The 18,977-nt window shown below is 30.4% G+C and carries 20 protein-coding genes; 6 read left to right on the top strand and 14 right to left on the bottom strand.

From position 1 onward, the window contains the following. Positions 1 to 113 precede the first annotated feature (113 nt). The 13 genes from Q0958_RS06130 to Q0958_RS06070 all read right to left on the bottom strand — a co-directional run bounded on the left by Q0958_RS06130 (position 114) and on the right by Q0958_RS06070 (position 14,339). Positions 114 to 578 carry a DUF4348 domain-containing protein gene (locus Q0958_RS06130; protein ID WP_299121079.1) on the bottom strand — a complete coding sequence of 155 codons (465 nt, stop codon included), beginning with the start codon at positions 576 to 578 and terminating at the stop codon, positions 114 to 116. 74 nt (positions 579 to 652) lie between these two features. Next, a complete protein-coding gene (locus tag Q0958_RS06125) occupies positions 653 to 1,105 on the bottom strand; it encodes a hypothetical protein (RefSeq protein ID WP_299121076.1) in 453 nt (150 codons plus the stop codon). A 250-nt stretch (positions 1,106 to 1,355) separates the two neighbouring features. Continuing rightward, positions 1,356 to 1,733 carry a hypothetical protein gene (locus Q0958_RS06120; protein ID WP_299121074.1) on the bottom strand — a complete coding sequence of 126 codons (378 nt, stop codon included), beginning with the start codon at positions 1,731 to 1,733 and terminating at the stop codon, positions 1,356 to 1,358. Then, positions 1,730 to 2,848: an RHS repeat-associated core domain-containing protein gene (locus Q0958_RS06115; RefSeq protein WP_299121750.1), complete on the bottom strand. Its 1,119-nt coding sequence runs from the start codon at positions 2,846 to 2,848 to the stop codon at positions 1,730 to 1,732. The genes Q0958_RS06120 and Q0958_RS06115 overlap by 4 nt, the downstream gene beginning before the upstream one ends. Before the next feature lie 55 nt (positions 2,849 to 2,903). Further along, positions 2,904 to 3,458, bottom strand: a complete 555-nt coding sequence (locus Q0958_RS06110) for a hypothetical protein (RefSeq protein WP_299121071.1) — start codon at positions 3,456 to 3,458, stop codon at positions 2,904 to 2,906. A gap of 112 nt (positions 3,459 to 3,570) precedes the next feature. Continuing rightward, complete coding sequence (locus Q0958_RS06105) at positions 3,571 to 4,041, bottom strand: hypothetical protein (RefSeq protein WP_299121068.1); 471 nt, start codon at positions 4,039 to 4,041, stop codon at positions 3,571 to 3,573. Continuing rightward, the gene (locus Q0958_RS06100; protein ID WP_299121065.1) at positions 4,025 to 9,775 is read right to left on the bottom strand and encodes a DUF6443 domain-containing protein; all 5,751 of its coding nucleotides are present in this window, start codon (positions 9,773 to 9,775) and stop codon (positions 4,025 to 4,027) included. Before Q0958_RS06100 ends, Q0958_RS06105 begins: the two co-directional genes overlap by 17 nt. 6 nt (positions 9,776 to 9,781) lie before the next feature. Continuing rightward, positions 9,782 to 10,150 carry a hypothetical protein gene (locus tag Q0958_RS06095; protein ID WP_299121062.1) on the bottom strand — a complete coding sequence of 123 codons (369 nt, stop codon included), beginning with the start codon at positions 10,148 to 10,150 and terminating at the stop codon, positions 9,782 to 9,784. A gap of 570 nt (positions 10,151 to 10,720) precedes the next feature. Beyond that, positions 10,721 to 11,335: a YigZ family protein gene (locus Q0958_RS06090; protein WP_272149066.1), complete on the bottom strand. Its 615-nt coding sequence runs from the start codon at positions 11,333 to 11,335 to the stop codon at positions 10,721 to 10,723. After that, positions 11,335 to 12,198 carry an EamA family transporter gene (locus Q0958_RS06085; RefSeq protein WP_299121057.1) on the bottom strand — a complete coding sequence of 288 codons (864 nt, stop codon included), beginning with the start codon at positions 12,196 to 12,198 and terminating at the stop codon, positions 11,335 to 11,337. Before Q0958_RS06085 ends, Q0958_RS06090 begins: the two co-directional genes overlap by 1 nt. Before the next feature lies 1 nt (position 12,199). Beyond that, positions 12,200 to 12,808, bottom strand: a complete 609-nt coding sequence (locus Q0958_RS06080; protein WP_299121054.1) for an HAD-IA family hydrolase — start codon at positions 12,806 to 12,808, stop codon at positions 12,200 to 12,202. Continuing rightward, positions 12,801 to 13,853 (bottom strand): bifunctional diaminohydroxyphosphoribosylaminopyrimidine deaminase/5-amino-6-(5-phosphoribosylamino)uracil reductase RibD, encoded by a 1,053-nt coding sequence (ribD, locus tag Q0958_RS06075; protein WP_299121051.1) that lies wholly within the window; start codon positions 13,851 to 13,853, stop codon positions 12,801 to 12,803. Before ribD ends, Q0958_RS06080 begins: the two co-directional genes overlap by 8 nt. Before the next feature lie 6 nt (positions 13,854 to 13,859). Continuing rightward, positions 13,860 to 14,339, bottom strand: a complete 480-nt coding sequence (locus Q0958_RS06070; protein ID WP_299121049.1) for an LEA type 2 family protein — start codon at positions 14,337 to 14,339, stop codon at positions 13,860 to 13,862. Between the two features lie 38 nt (positions 14,340 to 14,377). Between Q0958_RS06070 and Q0958_RS06065 the strand changes: the two genes are divergently transcribed. The 6 genes from Q0958_RS06065 to Q0958_RS06040 all read left to right on the top strand — a co-directional run bounded on the left by Q0958_RS06065 (position 14,378) and on the right by Q0958_RS06040 (position 17,382). Further along, entirely contained in the window at positions 14,378 to 14,869 is a 492-nt protein-coding gene (locus Q0958_RS06065; RefSeq protein WP_299121046.1) for a GNAT family N-acetyltransferase, read from the top strand. Continuing rightward, the gene (locus tag Q0958_RS06060; protein ID WP_299121040.1) at positions 14,866 to 15,441 is read left to right on the top strand and encodes a YIP1 family protein; all 576 of its coding nucleotides are present in this window, start codon (positions 14,866 to 14,868) and stop codon (positions 15,439 to 15,441) included. The genes Q0958_RS06065 and Q0958_RS06060 overlap by 4 nt, the downstream gene beginning before the upstream one ends. Before the next feature lie 11 nt (positions 15,442 to 15,452). After that, positions 15,453 to 16,334 carry a peptide chain release factor N(5)-glutamine methyltransferase gene (gene prmC, locus Q0958_RS06055; RefSeq protein ID WP_299121037.1) on the top strand — a complete coding sequence of 294 codons (882 nt, stop codon included), beginning with the start codon at positions 15,453 to 15,455 and terminating at the stop codon, positions 16,332 to 16,334. Positions 16,335 to 16,405: 71 nt separating this feature from the next. Next, a complete protein-coding gene (locus tag Q0958_RS06050; RefSeq protein WP_299121034.1) occupies positions 16,406 to 16,753 on the top strand; it encodes a hypothetical protein in 348 nt (115 codons plus the stop codon). 22 nt (positions 16,754 to 16,775) lie between these two features. Continuing rightward, positions 16,776 to 17,150, top strand: coding sequence for a hypothetical protein (locus Q0958_RS06045; RefSeq protein WP_150898803.1), 375 nt, complete (start codon positions 16,776 to 16,778; stop codon positions 17,148 to 17,150). Next, positions 17,137 to 17,382 (top strand): hypothetical protein, encoded by a 246-nt coding sequence (locus tag Q0958_RS06040; protein WP_299121031.1) that lies wholly within the window; start codon positions 17,137 to 17,139, stop codon positions 17,380 to 17,382. Before Q0958_RS06045 ends, Q0958_RS06040 begins: the two co-directional genes overlap by 14 nt. Positions 17,383 to 17,458: 76 nt before the next feature. Here Q0958_RS06040 and Q0958_RS06035 read toward each other — a convergent pair whose 3' ends face one another. Continuing rightward, positions 17,459 to 18,940, bottom strand: coding sequence for a PLP-dependent aminotransferase family protein (locus Q0958_RS06035; protein WP_299121028.1), 1,482 nt, complete (start codon positions 18,938 to 18,940; stop codon positions 17,459 to 17,461). Between the last annotated feature and the right edge of the window lie 37 nt (positions 18,941 to 18,977).

Here is an 18,977-nt window from a genome sequence, read left to right as displayed (position 1 = left end):
GATTTAATCTTATTAATTCTTTATTTCTTTTTGACACACGATGCAATCATGCGAGAGCTAGGTTTTAAACATTGGTTTTCCTTAGCTACCATAACTCCATTAAAAAAATAAATTTAAGAAGATTTATTTTCTATTTCAGTTAAAAACCAACATCCATCAATAAACACAAATTTATGTATAATAAATATTCCATTATCATAACCTAAGTGCTTATACAAAATCTCTTTATCACTCTTCTTTTCTATTTCGATAGTATATTTATCAAATTCATTATTTATAGCGTCTTTATCTTTAGTAAAATCAAAATATTTATTTTCTTCCTTGCGAATTAATTCTACTCCAACAGTATCTTTCTCTTGTTCGTAATCATAATCACTTATTAAATATCTTAATGGGTATTTAATTTTATTTTTTTGAAAAACACTATCCTTACCGAATTTATCAAAAAAAGTATCAAAATCTTTTATACAATCCTCTTTTTTTGACTTATTTAAATTTACTATCTCTTTTTTATTTTCTTTACTTTTTAGATTATTACAGCTAGTGAATAGGAGTAAAAAAATGACTATATATCTCATGTAAATTAAATTTTATATAAACACACATTATTGGAACTACTAAATCCTACATTTTCTCTTATTTATTCATGCTTTTAACCTAGAGTATGTAATATAAATAACTTATTACCATTGTCATCATAGGTATACTCTGTAGTGACATTAGCTCCATCTTTAAATCCATAAACATCATTACCATTGTCTAATACTTTGGTTAACTTGTTACCATTATCGTAACTATACACTAAGTTGTCCATTACTCCAAAACTAGTTGCTCCTACATTGGTATGTCCATTTCTAATCAAACTTAAAATGTTTCCGTTTTTATCGTAAGTAATACCCGAAACATTATAATTAGATCCGTTAACTCCTGTTGCTCCTAAAATTCTATTCAGCGCATCGTAGCTATAGGTATATGTTTTTGAACTTGTATCTGTATTTAAAGTATTCCAACTTGTTTGGCTAATGTTTCCGTTATACAAACGTTTGTTAGCATCTGTTATGTCGTTATATAGATCGTTGTCTTTATTTGCATCTTGGAATAACAATCCCTGATTATAGCACTTCTATGAAATTTTCAACTCTCATTATATATCAACGAACTTGAAAAATCAGTAGCTAGAATTTTTACTAACTACTAACTTTTATTCTTTTACAATCATGAAATATCTCATGACCTATTTTACTATACTACCAGCTTCACTAGCTAGAATAGTTTGTCCATTTCCAGCTAGCTTTTAAGTTAAATCTAAATTGTCCTGATTTATCTGTTTTGATTTCGAATTCTGACATGATGTGTTATTTTAATTTTATTGTTTTTGAAACAGTTTTATCCAAATTTAAATAATAATAAAGATTATTATCTATTACTTTATCTATCACAACAAAGCGTTCAATTTTACTTATAAAACTCACTTCAAGTGTTTTTATATTAATTTCAGCTATTCTAAAACCAGATACGCATAGCTTTTTTATATAAACTGGAATATATACATATTCTTTAGAGATAATACAAGGTCCTCCAAAACGATAATTTTTAATTGTTTCATTATTAATTTTTATTCCCCCTACCTCTGGGCCTCCTTGAGATAATTCCATTAAGTCAAAGTATTCAACTTTTGTATCATCATCCTGTTTTATTATATTAAAATCAATAGGAGTTTCAAAGTTTATCATCTTTTTATAATTTTACTTGATTGATTTATTACATCTTTTGAACGAACAATGAATTGTAATGAACCCCCTGGATACTTCCATCCTTGAGGACCAATAAATCCAAATTTAATTTGAGAACCTTTAGGTATTACCCCTTTTGTAAATTGAGTAAGACTATTCCATTCTGGTAAAATAGCTCCAAAAGTTCTATTAGCAAACTGACTAGTTCCAATTCTTAACCCCCAAAAATCTGCTCTTCCAAAATTTAAATTACCAAATCTTTGTACAGGTATATCAATTGGTGTTTTTATAGTAAATCCTTTAAATAAAAACCCATCTGTTGTAGTTACACTAGCACCACCAAGCCCAATATTCTTTAACAGTCCAACTCCTAACAAAAATGGAGAATCTATCCCCATTGAATAAGTTGTTCCAGTGGTCATAAAGTGTTTCTTCACTTGGACAAAATCTGATAAAGAGGATGAATATGAATTTAAAAAATTCCAAAATCCATCAGAAGCTTCTAAGTTATCAATCCAATTTAAAGAAGCTAAACTTCCTCCTATATTATCATTTCCTCCAGCTAATGTAATTGCTAAAGGAGTAATTTTGTCTATATAATCTCCTGCTCTATACCATCCAGCCTTAGAACCTTTTATTCCTCCACTATGATAATATTCAGTATATGTTATAACACAATCTTTTCCTACTCCACAGACCGCTTTTTTAACCTCTCTTGACTCTCCTTCTTTAGGGTCAGTAGGTCCTTCATCTGTTAAACCACCATTACCATCATTGTACCAAGTAGTAGTGCCACTACCAGACTTATTAAATGCGTCCATAATAGAACTGGCTGAATCAGCACCACTTGGGTCAGCCCAATATACAGGATTATTATCAAATCCATTATAAGTTGAATTACTCCAATGCACAACTGGGTCTATAGAAGTAAATCTACCAATAGCTGGATTATACTGTCTAAAGTCCATTTCCATTAAGTTAAGACCTAAACTTTCATTTAATTCTACTCCATTATACCCGAACTTCTGCGCAGTAGAGTTTGCAAGGGATGAGACGTTATTGTTATACCCTTTATGTTTTAATCCAAAAGGATAGTAATTAGATTCTTCTACAATTTCAGTACTTGGAGTAATAATACCATTGTTGTTACTATAACAAACGAATATTCTTTTAATTAGAATCTTTTTTAATTGTTCCGTTATCTTTTATTCTAACTTTAAAAAAAGACCTATCTGTTACGATTAAAGAATCCTCATCGTTAAAATAACCTTCAGCTCTACTTTGTTTTATTTCATTTTTAGAAATAAAATCAGACTCTAAAGTAAAATACTCTTCTGCATCACCACCAGAACAAAATAAAGGGAGAGTAGAAATAATAGTTCCATCATTTTTATAATTGACCATTTCTAAACATTGTTCTTTTCCTTCATTTGAATATAAATAAACTACTGATTCAAAAATACGAGAAGTATCTAACACTGAATAATAGAAAAATTCTGCACTTTTTGAACCTGCTTTTTTATAAATAGAATCTGAAGAATCAACTTTTGTCAAGCTATTTAAATCTACATTCAAAGAATCTAAATTAAAACTTTTAAAACCTATTTTCTTTGTGTAAAATTTATCAAATCTACTTCCTTCTTTTTTTTCTTTTTTAACATTACTACAAAAAGACGCAATTAAAATGATTAAAAATAATGACGATAATTTAACGATTTTTTCCATTTCCTTTACCTATATGTATATGATCATTATGACCTCTATTAAAATTAACTCCTTTACCTATCGTGCGGGAGCGGGGGGGATATGTATGATTTATAGGTTTTATAATTATTAATTAATCATTAACTAATGGAGTTAAAGTAAAAAAGAAATTTCCATTTTCTTTAACTTTTTTTACTTCAAATTTTGATGTTTCTTTATTTATAAAAACTTTACTGTTTTTACTATTAGTAAAAATAAAATTATTGCACTGCTCTGTTCCTTTTCTGATTATTTGTCCATTTTTTATAAATAAGTACATAGCATCCCCATCATATATAGGTTCACAATTACAATCAAATCCTAAACTTTCTGAAATATCTCTTGGAGTATGAAAAGATTTAAAAATTCTTAACTCATCCCATTCAAAAGGATATATATTTACCATATCAATTATATTTATATCCTTAGAATCTTTATACTCTTTACTAATAGTTTTAGAAATATCATCACAAAATCCATTACTACAAGAAGTAATTATTAAAAATATAATTATAAATAAGTTATACTTATTAACTGAATTAATTAGGCTATTTTTTTTCATCATTGGAAGCTTCTTTTTTCTTTTTGTCTTCTATTTGTTGTAAAGTTTTCAGAGCATTATTATATTGCTTCGTAGTTATTCTAGTTTTTGCTATTCTGATTTCTCCTTTTTTATTTGTTGTAAAAGTATAAAAACCAACGTTCTTGAACTCTTTTAGTACTATTTTTGCTAAATCTTGAGGGCTCGCATCTGGATTATCAATACCAATTTGAATTCCTATTTCATTATTTAATAAATCAACAATACTGTCAGCAAAGTCTTCATTTTTACTATTGAAACCTGTATTTGTGCTTATTTCTGATTTTGCTAAGAGTCCTATACCTTCATGGGCATTAGTAGCTCTTTTTGCTATTCCTTCTCCAAACTTCGCAGCAATTGAAGCAGACCAGATTCCGTGTCTTAGAGCATTTCTTTGACTTCCTATACCAGTAGACATATTTTTTCCTTTGGCAGAATTTATAGCAAGATTAGCAGATGTAGTTGAGATATTACTTGAGCCTGATTCATACTTTCCTATTTTTAAAGCTGCTTGAGGATGTCTCATTGCAAAACCACCTGTTCTTATATTTACTGTAGTTTTATTATAATGGCTAGTCCTTTCCCTACCATTAACCTTCCACCTTTGTAAACCCCATAAATCAATACTACCAACAGGCTCATTTTCAGCATAATTATATGTAGAAACATGAGGGAATTTATCAGAAGCAGGGTCTATACTCGGGAATCTACCTATAACTACATCATACATTCTGAATCCATAATGATACCAGTTTAAGCCTAAATCTTCATCAAGTATTTTTCCGTTATAAAGTTTCTTCTGAGCTATCGAACTACCATGACTGGTAGTAATATTATTAAAACCTCGCATTTTCAAACCAAATGGATAATATGAATCTTCTTTAATAATTTCATCTTGAGATATTACTCCATTGTTATTTGAATCTGAGTAAGACAATCTTATATTACCTAAATGGTCTAAATATTGAAAAACATAATTACCACTCAAATTACTATTACTAGAAGTTACATTAAAATAACCTTCTTTGTGATTAAAAAAGTCCAAAGAGTTATTTTCATATACATAATTGCCTGCATAATCTACTTTAGTTATATTCCCATTATCATTAGTAACTTTTCTTATTGTTTTACCATCTGCCGTATAAGTATAGTTTATTTTTCTATTATCAGAATTATTAAACTTAATCTCAATAGGCATATTAAGATGATTATATTTTATACTTGTAATTCCCTTATTAGTATCTGATATTAAATTACCATTTATATCATACGTGTAGTCATTACCTGTGTTTATACCATCTTTAAAACCATAGGTTTTATTTCCTGTATCAGTAACTTTTAAGAGTTTATTCCCATTGTCATAGGTATATGATAAATTATCCATTACCCCAAAAGAGGTAGCTCCACTATTTAAATGACCTTTTCTTGTAAGCGATAGAATATTACCCATTTTATCATAGGTAACATTCGATAAGTCGTAATTTGAGTTTCCACCTCCGATTGCGCTTGAGATTCGGTTCAATCCATCGTAGGTATAGGTATATGTTTTTGAACTTGCATCTGTATTTAAAGTATTCCAACTGGTTTGGCTAATGTTTCCGTTATATAAACGTTTGTTAGCATCTGTTATGTCGTTATACTTTAGGCTAAAGTTAAATAAATCGTTGTCATTATTCGTGTCTTGATTAATGTTTTTTAGCCATCCTCGTACATTGTATTTGTAATCAATTACCTGCAATCTAGACTGAGTTATTTTTCCTCCTACTTTCTTTTCTACTAACTGCCCTAACTCATCATAACTATTCTCTGCTATTACCTCTGTACTACTTCCTATAGTTTGGGTTTGTTTGGTTAGCCTGTCTAAATTATCATAGTAAAACTTATCTACTGTTACTATATCTGCTTTTCCTGTCTTTTTATGTCTAGTCTTTGTTTCCAAGACTCTTCCTGTAAAGTCATCTAACTTACTCTCTACAATATCTACTGTTTGTAATTCGTCATTCTTTGAATACACATAAATTGGACGTGCCTTTTCATCGTAATAGGTTACTGTAGTTATCCAGTTATTTGTTCCTAATACACGTACTTTACTTACTGTTGCTAATCCTTTTGTATTTGTTGTTGATGTTTTACCATAACTTGTAGTTACTGTAGCTGTTAATCCTGCTGGTAAATCTAGATAAGTATCGTAATAGTTGACTGTATATATTGTTACTGCATTAGTGTTTGGAAATGATTTATATGTATAAAATACTGGTGCACCACTTATAGTATTTAAACCTGTAATCTCTTCATATAAATTATTTAAAGTCAAGTTATTTAAAACCTCTTGTAATTGTATTCTTATTCTATTACTATTATCGTTATAATTTCCTGTATACACAACTCTTCCTAAGGCATCATACTTGGTAAATAACCAATTCTTTTGTGCTCGTAAATTTGCATCTTGAGTAAGTACTGGTCTATCTAAATTATCATATACAATATACTCCCAATCTTTTCCTGGTATCTTCTTTTCTATCAAACGGTTTCTATGATCATATTTATATTGGTACCCTAAGTCGTTTAACTTATTGTTTATTGTAGTTAACAATGCTGTAGTACCTTGCATTTTTGGTGGTAACACATAGGTTAAGTTTCCATAATCATCATACACATAATAAGTATCGTGTTTTTGGCTATTGTTATAGGTACGTTTTAAAATTACCTGTCCTTGCTTGTTCTTAAACTCTTCGGTAGTATGATCTAAACCTGACGTCCAATTCTCATCCTTGGTAACTGTTTTATACAAAGTTCTTGCTGGATAAAAAGCGGTTCCTCCTGTTAAACTTGGGGTATAAGTATTGCTTGCAAACGTTGTTACTACTCCAAAAACTTTTACTTTATCCTTTACATTCACTTGGTAGTCGAACTTTATTTCATGTCCTCCTCCTAAACGCCAATCTTGTCCTGGTGCTGCTTGTTCTAATACACTGGCTAATGGTGAACTTTCTAATACTTTTTCTGAATAGGCATTTACATTAGGTAAAGATACTCCTGCAAAATCTTCACTATAATTAGCTTGATAATAACCTTTAGTTTCTGTTGCTACATCCCCTGCTCTTATCTGTCCGTTTTGAGTAGTTGCTGCATAAGGCAGATACTCTTTGGTTTGACGTCCGTATGCATCATATTCCATATGGGTAACAATATCCTTTCCACTAGTTCCTTGACGGATACCTATATTTTGCTTCCCTCTTCCTAATCCATCAAAATAAGCAACACTCTCTAAAACATCGCTTGAACTAGTAATTTCTGATGGACTTGTCATTGCTTTTCTATAGGTTCTACTAAACACATAGTTTTCATTGCTAAAAACTACTGGCGTATAAGTACATCCATTATTGGTTCCTGCTTCATTCGGACAAGCATCGGTATTATTTGTTACATAACCTGCTGGTTTTACACTGTAATAAACACTATTGTTTGGATCTCCAAAGCCGTCATTATCCGCATCTAAATAAAATGTTTGTGGAGCTATGTTAGTTATATTCACTGTACCATCGTTATAATCGCTTGAATTCGAAACATAACCCAATGGTTTTGAACAAGCTCTTTTAGTACTAGATGCATTTCCATAACCATCGCCATCCGTATCTGCATACCATATTGATGATTGTTGGATTGTATAGCTTATTGTTCTAGCACTTCCCCAGCAACCACTACTATTATTTCTTGCTCTTAAATAATACACAGAACCACTAGTTCTTGTAATACTACTCAATGAATTACTTGTTGATGTTCCAATTGCACTTGATTGCCAATAAAATGTAATTCCACTTGGTTGACTTCCTTTGATTAATACTGTACTTCCACAATTGTTTACCACTGATACTACTGGAGGTATTGATGGAATATTTTTAATACTATAACTTACAGCTCTTGCCGAACTCCAACATCCTGTACTATTATTACGTGCTCTTAAATAATATACAGAACCACTGGTTTTTGTTATACTACTTGATGAATTACTTGTTGATGTTCCACCTGCACTCGATTGCCAGTAAAATGTAATACCACTTGGTTGACCTCCTTTGGTTAATACTGAACTTCCACAGTTGTTAACTACTGATGCTGCTGGCGGTACTGAAGGAATTGTTTTTACACTATAACTTACCGCCCTTGCTGAACTCCAACATCCTGTACTGTTATTTCTAGCTCTTAAATAATATACAGAACCACTGGTTCTTGTTATACTACTCGATGAATTACTTGTTGATGTCCCACTTGAACTTGACTGCCAGTAAAATGTAACTCCACTTGGTTGGCTTCCTTTGGTTAATACAGAACTTCCACAGTTGTTAACTACTGATGCTGTTGGCGGTACTGAAGGAATTGTTTTTACACTATAACTTACCGATCTTACTGAACTCCAGCATCCTGTACTGTTATTTCTAGCTCTTAAATAATATACAGAACCACTGGTTCTTGTTATACTACTCGATGAATTACTTGTTGATGTTCCATTTGAACTTGATTGCCAGTAAAATGTAATACCACTTGGTTGGCTTCCTTTAGTTAATACAGAACTTCCACAGTTATTAACTACTGACGCTGCTGGAGGTATTGATGGAATTGTTTTTACACTATAACTTACCGCTCTTGCTGAACTCCAACAGCCTGTACTGTTATTTCTCGCTCTTAAATAATATACAGAACCACTGGTTCTTGTTATACTACTCGATGAATTACTTGTTGATGTTCCACCTGCACTCGATTGCCAGTAAAATGTAATTCCACTTGGTTGACTTCCTTTAGTTAATACTGAACTTCCACAGTTGTTAGATACAGACACTGTTGGCGGTATAGATGGAATACTTTTAACACTATAACTTACCGCCCTTGCTGAACTCCAACAATCTGTACTGTTATTTCTCGCTCTTAAATAATATACAGAACCACTGGTTCTTGTTATACTACTTGATGAATTACTTGTTGATGTTCCATTAACACTTGACTGCCAGTAATACGTAATACCACTTGGTTGACTTCCTTTAGTTAATACCGTACTTCCGCAATTTTTTGTAATTATTGGAACGGGAGGTATATCTGGAATCGTTTTAATTGTAATTTGTACAGAAGATGAACTAGCACTCCATAGTCCACTTCTATCATTTCGCGCTCGCAAATAATATCGTCCTGAACTAGTTACAGGGTAAAGATTACTTGAATCATATTCAGCAGTTCCATTACCATTGGTTCCTTGCCAATACCAAGTAACTCCTTTTGGTGGTATACCTTTTGATAAAAGCGCTCTTCCACAATTTTCAATTAAAATTATTGGTGCTGATGGCGCTGGTGTCACTGCTTGGTTTACCGTTATATTACTTAGCCCCATAAACAATCCAAAACCTAAACGACTTCTATAGATAATTTTTCCACTTCCTAAACTTGTCCATTTTATGGTTGCTTGGGTTGCAGAACTATTAATTATTGTTCCCCCTGAAACCTGCCATACTTCATTGCTTGGCTGTATATGCCCAATAGATATTAACTTATAAGTATGTACACTATTCAAATCTACGTTAGTTGGACCATAAATTCCGATTAATTCTATGAACCCTCTTATGTAGTTTCCTGGCTCAACATCATTTACATCGCCTCTTTCTATAAGTTGCCCATAAATTACTCCTCCTAAAAGTAATAAGAGTAGCAATAATTGTTTTTCTAGTTTTTTCATAGCCTACTAGTTTTTATAATTATGTATTATTTCTTTTAATAGCTTTCCTTCATTGTTTTTTATAAATTTTAATTGGTTAAAATCACCGAATTCATAACACAAGAGTTGACCTCTTGAATCTGTAACACCTATTGTTCTAACTAATAGACCGTAAGTAAATGTGGTTATTTGTGTATCTGAAAAACACTTTTTAAGCTCAATCAACCAATATCTAAGGCTTCTTTCCTTAACATAAAATCCTTGAACTCTATCATTATCAGAATTTAAGACTGGAATAACATAGCTAATGAGGTGTTGTTTGTGAGATATTGTAATTGGGGTACTTACAAGTAGAATTAAAAGCATTATAATAATGCTTACTATAGACTTTTTCATAAGAATTATATTGAAGTTAGCAATTCACTTTCTTTTATCGAAACTAAGTTAACCACCTCATTATTAAACCACAAAAACCTGTAGTTTTAAATAATCGCTAGAAGTTTTAAATTATTCCTAATAGTTTTAATTTGCATGAAATAACTTTTTTCTTGTCATCTTCGTTTAAAAAATTAGCTGTTTTTTTTGCATAAAAAAACTACCTTAATTTTCATTAAAGTAGTTTTTATATTTAGAGTTAGCCTAAACTAAATCTCCTGTCAAATAGTAAAGGAAAAAGTTCTTATCTACATCCCAATAATTTCACTCAATTCTCCATTTCAAACTTTATTATGAAGAAATTTTAATCCGCTATATCATTTACCACATAAAACATATGTTTTAACACCAAAAAGTTCATATCGATTATCTTTTTTTCTTCCAAATAAATATTTTAAGGTTCCATTAATTAGTATACTTTTAGTTTAAAACCAAACTTATACGTGATTACGATAAATTAGAATGCCTAATCAACGATATTTAGCATATTCAAAAAGAGTCTAAAAATCAAACGAAAAATCAACACTAAGTCTATTCCAACTCTTCAATCTCTACCTTAAACAACGTATCAAAAATTTCAAATATGGTTTGTGATTCCTTTTTACGGACAGAAATAGTATACTCGCAATTCATTTCTAATTTTTGAGCTACGATAGTTAAATTTCTTTCTTTTATAATACGCTGAACTTTATTCATCATATCGTATTCAAAAGTCAATTTATATCGAATATCTATTGTTTTCTCAATAATTTCCGATGCTTCTAAAGCAAATTGAGCTGAAGTTCGATAAGCATTTATTAAACCTCCTACTCCTAGTTTAGTTCCTCCAAAATAACGAACAGACACTATTAATATATTAGTTACTTCAAAGGCTTGAATTTGCCCATAAATTGGTTGTCCTGCCGAATTACTTGGCTCACCGTCGTCATTAGCCCTAAATCGAATCTTTTCAGTACCAAGTTGCCATGCATAACAAAAGTGACGTGCAGAATGATGTTTCTTTTTTAAGCCCTCTAAAGCTTCTTTGATATCTTCTTCAGAAAACACAGGAAATGCATAACCAAAAAACTTACTGTTTCTATCTTTAAACAAGGTTTCTTCTGAAGGAACATCAATTGTTTTATATGTGTCTTTAATCTCTTCCATTATGCCGAAGCTACTAATAAAATACTAATTATCGCTAATCCTATACCCACCCAATTCTTTTTAATCAATCTTTCCTTAAAAAATAACAAAGCAAAAACCGTAGTCAAAATTACAATTGATACATTGTTGATAGTAAATATAGTAGAACTCTCCAATCCTTTTGTTTGCAATGCTTTAATTAAAAACTCCATTGAATAATAATTTGGAATACCCAAAGCTATCCCTCCTATTAAATTTTTCCAATGAAACTGAAACTTACCGTTAATCATTTGGATAATTACAAAGAAAGTTCCTAATATAAATGCACAACCGAATATTGTTCCTAAAAACATAGGTACTGTTCCGTCTGGTACAGATGTACTCTCTACATATTTCAATCCTGCATCAATACATCCAGAACCAACAAATAACAATAATGGAAATACTAAATTTTTAAACTTTACGGGAGAAGTATCACTTTTTGCTGAAGATAAATAAACTGCTATTAAAGCCATTAAAATCCCTACAACCTTTACAAAACCAACACTTTCTTTATAAACAACAATCCCTACAATTATAGGAATAACTACCGACATTTTTCCTGCAACTGAAGCTACCGAAAGTCCGTTTTTTTGTGCTGTAAGCCCCATAACATTGAATACTGTTATGAATAAAAACCCTAAACAAAATGCTCCAAAAAACCACGGCTGCTCTGGTATTTCTACTACAGACATTGATATATCGGAAGTAAATAAACCAAAAGATAAGGCTATAGCATAATTTACTACAATCGCTTGTAATGTATTAATCTTAAAAACATCAAATAGCTTAAAGATTACAAACAATAAACTAGAGACTAAAACACTTAATATTAAATAATCCACTTTAAAATTCTTTCCTCTTTAATAAATCAACTACATCTTCTTTTCCAGGAGCTAAATTCCAAACGTGTATTCCTAATTCTTTTGCTGCATTTGTATTTTCCTCTGTATCATCAATAAAGATTGTTTCAGATGGATTCAAATTATTTTCATTCAATACAAATTCATAAATATTCGCATTCGGCTTTCTAAAGTTTATCTCATGCGATAAATAAAATTGCTCAAAACAACTTTTAAATTCATTATATAATGTTGCTCCCCAATCGTTTTGAATCCACGAAATGTGCAAATCGTTCGTATTACTCAATAAAAATATTCGGTATTTTTTTGAAGCAACAAGTTCTTTAAGAAACTCTAGCCTATGCAATGGAAAATCTAACAAAATAGCATTCCATGCATTTACTAGATCTTCTCTATTTAATTGCGGAAATTTTACTTGATAAAAATCAACAAATTCATCAGTAGAAATTAGCCCCATCTCATATTTATAATAGGTTTCTATCATATCTTGAGAAATATCAGTTACTCCTAATTTTGCTAATTCTCTATAGGTTGCTTCCTTATCTAAATTGATGAATATATCACCAAAATCAAAAATGATGTTTTTAATCATTTAAATATATCTTTAACACATCGTTATCGATGCTTTCTTTATTTATTATTTTTCCTTTTATCTCTGGAGCCTTAACTCCATTTCTAAATTCTATATTCCCTACAAAAACTCTAGCTTCATCCCATAATTCAGCATCTATAAATGTTTGCAAAGTTTTAGTACCTCCTTCTACAATTACCGATTGAATATGATGTTTTTGTAAAACTTCACATATCTGCTGAGCAATATTTGCTTTGGAATCTATTTCCTCATAAACAATATTTTCTTTTTCTTCTGAAATCTGCCTCTCCTCTTCTCTAGTTTCTGTTACAAGAATAGTTTTCACATTACCACCAAACACATTTGCTTCTTGTGGTATTCTCAAGTTTTTATCTAATACTATTCTTATAGGATTATGTCCAGTCCAACTACGTACAGTTAACGAAGGATTATCTGCTATTACCGTATTAGTTCCAACCAAAATGGCATGTTCTTCACTTCTCCACTTATGAACTAATTGTTGTGAATATTGATTTGAAATCCAAACAGGCTTTTGTTCATCTTTGGTTATAGGAGCTATAAAACCATCATTGGTTTCCGCCCATTTTAATATGATATACGGACGCTTTTTGTTTTGTACTGTAAAAAATCGTTTATGCTGCTCTTTACACTCTTTTTCTAATACTCCTACAGTTACAGAGCATCCTGCTTTTCTTAATCGCTCTACACCTTTTCCTGCTACCAAACTATTCGTATCGATACAACCAATTACCACATTAGGTATTTGACTTCTAACAATTAAATCTGCACAAGGTGGAGTTTTACCATAATGTGAACATGGCTCTAGCGTTACATATATAGTAGCTTCCTTTAGCTGTTCTTTATTCTTAACTGCATGAATTGCATTTACTTCTGCATGATTTCCCCCATAGACGCTTGTATACCCTTCACCTATAATACGGTCTTGATAAACAACCACTGCCCCAACAGATGGATTAGGGCGTGCAGTACCTATCCCTTTCTCTGCTAATTCCAAACAGCGTTTTATGTATTTTTCGTGATTCAAAAAAAGCTATAGTTTTATTTTAATATCTTCAGTTTTATCAATGGAATAAATATGTGAAAAGCCTAAAACTTTATATTTTATATCTCCTTTAAACTGAACTTTTACACTTTTACTTTTGCTTAGTAATGAATTAATCAATCCTCCTAAAATTCCACCACCTTCACTAGAAAATACTTTCTTAGTAGGAATAACAACTTTTAATGGAATTGCAAACTCTTTTCTTGCTGGAACTTTAAACACTTCTGAAGACACCTTGGCCATTTCATCTCCATTAACCAAAACTTTTATTTCATCTGTAGATATTTTCCCTCCAATATCGTTAGGATTTTTAAAAAAAGCATTTGCATTTAAATGTATTGTATCTGGTGTTATAGACATAATCTTTACATCATCAACCTTAATAAATACTGGTTTTTCTTTAACAGAACAACCAATAATAAGTAATACCACTACAAAAAACACCAATTTCTTCATACGAATTCTCATTTTTTAGCTAATTTGCAGTGCAAAAATAAGGTATTCCTATGACACCCTCTGATTTTATTATTCGAGAAATACAACCTAATGACAATCAACAAGTAGCGCAAATAATTCGTGAAGTATTAATTGAACTTGGAGCTCCTAAAGTAGGCACTGCTTATGAAGACAAAGCTACGGATCAAATGTTTGAAACTTACGAAAAAGAAAATGCTTCTTATTTTGTAATTGAACATAATAATAAAATTGTTGGAGGCGCAGGTTTTGCAAAATTAGATGGTGCCGAAGAGGCTATTTGTGAATTTCAAAAAATGTATTTCTTACCTATTACTAGAGGAAAAGGATTAGGAAGTAAACTAATAAATCATTGTTTAACCGAAGCTAAAAAGCAAGGTTATACCCAGTGCTATTTAGAAACCATGCCTTATATGGAAGCTGCTAGAGCTTTGTATAAAAAAAATGGTTTTACAAATCTAGACAAACCAATGGGAAACACAGGACATTACTCTTGTAATGTTTGGATGATTAAAAAGTTATGAAAACATTAATATTATTGATTTTGTCTCCAAAAAATGGAGCTATTAACTTTCAGAATAGATTTAGAGATGACCTTTATAAAGAAGGTATGTTTTTAGCTTTCTTATACGGTATAATATACAGTTTTAATAGTGAATCAGTAGTACCGGATAATAAAACTCTCTTAATTTATTTTAAGCTTTTTGAAAAAATTATTCAGATTTGCTTATGGTTATTAATTTCTACAACACTAAGTTTTATTATTTATAAATTAGGGTTGTTTTTAAAAGGAAATTCATACTACAAAGAAACATTTGCTCTATTAATGTATTCTTACTTTCCTATATTTTGCTATGGGTTTATTTTAGATTTGTTAAATCACCCACATTTATATAATTCTGAACTCTCCACATATTATTTTAAAATTCTTCTCTTTATTATAAGTTGGTTTATTTCCTTAAGAGCTTTATTGATAGGATTTAAAGAAATCTATAATATTAGTTTGAAAAAAGCAATTATCGTAATACTTCCAATACTAATTCCATTTTTTAGCTTAATAGTATTCCAATTATATTTACGCAACTTTTACCTTTAAGAAATTACACTTTGAATACATTAAAAACATATAAAACCAATTTTTCAAAACAACTTTCATTTATATATCCACAAACAGAAATTGACACCTTTTTTACATATTTGGTTGAAGAGTATTTGGAACTGCAACGAATAGACATCATCATGAAACCTGATTTTGAGATTCCTGCAGAAAAAGAAGCGGTTTTAAATAATGCCTTAGAAAGACTTTTAAACGAAGAACCTATTCAATACATTATTGGGCATACTGAGTTTTTTGGATTACCATTTAAAGTAAACAATCATACACTAATTCCTCGCCCTGAAACCGAAGAACTTGTAGAATGGGTTATTCAAGAGGTCAGTTCTATGAGAAAAAAGCTAGGTTCAGATAAAAAGCTATCAATCTTGGACATTGGAACCGGTTCAGGATGCATTCCTATTAGTTTAAAAAAGAATTTATCTAATGTTGATGTTACAAGCATAGACATTTCTGAAAAAGCATTAGAAACAGCCAATCAAAATGCTAAACTTAATGAGGTAGATGTTGAATTTATAGAAAAAGACATCCTTAACACCAATTCATTACCTAAACAATACGACATTATTGTTTCTAACCCTCCTTATGTTAGAAATTTAGAAAAAGTAGAGATTAAAAATAACGTCTTACAAAACGAACCTCATTTGGCTTTATTTGTTGATGATAATAACCCTTTAGTTTTTTATGAAAAGATAGCTGATTTAGCTAAAAATCATTTAACTGACAATGGACTTTTATTCTTTGAAATAAACCAATATTTAGGTCAAGAAACTTTAAAAATGTTAGAGGATAAAAAATTCGTAACAAATGAGCTTAGAAAGGATATTTTTAACAATGATAGGATGATTAAAATATCCAAAAAAAACGACTTATAAAAGCGATTTTTTCCTTTTTTTTTAATTATAATTTTCTGTATATTAGCTAATAAGACAAAAGATTAAAAAAATTGGATTTACAAAAACTACTTACGGACACAAACAGCAAAGCTATTTTTTTAATAGATAATGAAGGGCAAATAGTAGACTTTTTCCCAAAGGAAAATGAACTAGTAGACCTTAAAGAAAAAATAGCAGCTTTTGATGCTGTTATCTTTAATATGTCCGAAAACTTTTTTAATCTGTTCTTCCATACAGAATTAAACGAAATAATTTTAAAATCTACTAATGAAACGCTCTTACTTTTTAAACACGAAGAGTATGTTTTATGTTTTTTGACAGACAAAGCCACCAACATTGGATTACTAAGTTTAATGTTAAAAAAACAAATGAAAAACACTCAAAAATTAATTATTTAAAAACACTTAAGTCCCCCAGACCATGGAACAAATTTTAAAAGATTTAATCAAAAACGTAAAAGAAAACATCCCTGGATTTATTGCAATTAGTGTTGCAGAAATGTCAACAGGAGAATCATTAATGTCAGATTCTGTTGACCCAGATTTTGACCCAGCACTAGCATCTGCTTTTAACGTATCTATCATTAACTCCAAAAGAGAAGCTATTAAAACTCTTGGTTTAGACGAAAACCTAAGAGATATCCATTTTAAATTAGACAATCACATTCACGTTATAAATATGTCGCCTGGTGGTGATTACTTTATTTATCTGGCAGTAGATAGCAAAAAAGCGAATTTAGCTTTAACTAGAACTATGCTAAACAAATATAAAATCGAGTTAAATGCAGTCTTATAAAGCCATCAACATTCAGCAAACTAATACTGATAATGAATTCAAAAGCTTTATTAAATCATTTCAAGAAGAATATCAACTAAAAGTTTTAAATAACAACACTACTTCTACTAGTGAACAACAAAAAAACTCAGAAGAAAATTCTACGAGTTTATTAAGCTTGTTATTTAAGGAATACGATAGTATTAACGATTTAATGAAGGATTTTTCACATCAAATTAAAAATGCGATTTAAACTTAAATTTAGTTCATTTACAAAGTATTAAATACTCTTAACAATAAAAACCACAGTAAAAGCGCAATAAATGATATTATTGTGCTTTTAATTTTTCAAAAACCAAAACTAATTTATCTATCAAGTTATATATTTCTTTTTCATTATAACTCGCAAACCCCATTCTTATAGCATTATGTCCTGTTTTTGCTATATCATACCGATACCACTCTCCTATCTCTAATTGATGTTTCTGCCCTTCTTCATAAACCTGTTTCCATGAATATTCTTTATTCAATTGAATCCATACAGCCATACCACCTTTAGGAATTTCAAATTGAAAATAATCTGATAACTTCTCCTTTAACAAACCACAAAACAAATCTCGACGTGCTTTATAAATCTTCAATACTTTTCTAATATGCCTATCCAAATCTCCCGACTTAATAAAATCGGCAAAAGTAAGTTCCAATAACGCATCACCTTGCCTATCTACAAAACCACGTAATTTAGAAGCTTCATCTACAAACTCTTTTGAAGCAATTAAATAACCTATTCTAAATACTGGAGCTACAGTTTTACAAACAGAACCTATATAAATTACATTTCCATTAACATCATGACTTGCTAAAGGTAAAATTGGCGCATGATTATAATTAAAATCGTAATCATAATCGTCTTCTATAATCGCAAACTTATATTTTTTAGCTAAGTTTAATAAATGAATCCTCCTTTCAGCCGATAACGTAACCGTTGTTGGATGGTGATGATGTGATGTTACATACACAGCTTTAATCTGCTGTTTTTTACACTGCTTTTCAATTTCTTCAGTTACAATACCATTTTCATCTACCAATACACGTAGCAAGTTTGCTTTTTGATGTAAAAAAGTTACATCAGCTGAGACATAATTAGTTTCGCCAACTATAATATTATCTCCTTCTTTTAATAATAGTTTCGACGATAACCAAATTCCCATTTGGCTACCACGAGTAATTAAAATATTCTCTTTTGAAATCTGCAACCCTCTTGTCTTATTCAAATAACCAACCAATGTTTCTCTAAGCTTAGTATTTCCAAAAGTTGAACCATAGCCAAACTCTTTATAAATACTTTGCTTTGATGCTATTCTTCTATAAGTTCTAACTATTTCTTCTATCGGAGTTAATCTTTCATCAGAAGTCCCATCATTTATATAAATCATATCAGATGATTTTTTTTCTCCTTTTGACAACAACTCATTGTTTTCATAAAAAGAAAAACCTGTCTTCAACTTTTCTTTCTTAACACTCTCTTTTACAATACTAGTTGTATTTAACAAAGGTAGATTACCATGTACAAATGTTCCTTTTTTCGGAATGCTTTCAACCCAACCTTGCAATGCCAATTCTTCATAACAAGCTACAATTGTTTTTCGATGCACATTCAGTAATTCAGCAAAACTTCTTGTTCCTAATAATTTTGTACCAGATGAAAGATTTCCTTCCTTTATAAAAACAATAAATTGATTTGCTAATTGCAAATACAAAGGCTCTTTTATATCTCTATTAATTTTGAAACTAGTTTTATATGGAAACATCTGGACTACAAACTCTTTTTATTCTGGACTAATACAA

It is taken from the genome of uncultured Tenacibaculum sp., from assembly GCF_947499065.1.
Classification (GTDB): domain Bacteria; phylum Bacteroidota; class Bacteroidia; order Flavobacteriales; family Flavobacteriaceae; genus Polaribacter.
The sequence above is the reverse complement of the archived record's forward strand: the minus strand, read 5'-3'. Positions and strand labels throughout refer to the sequence as shown.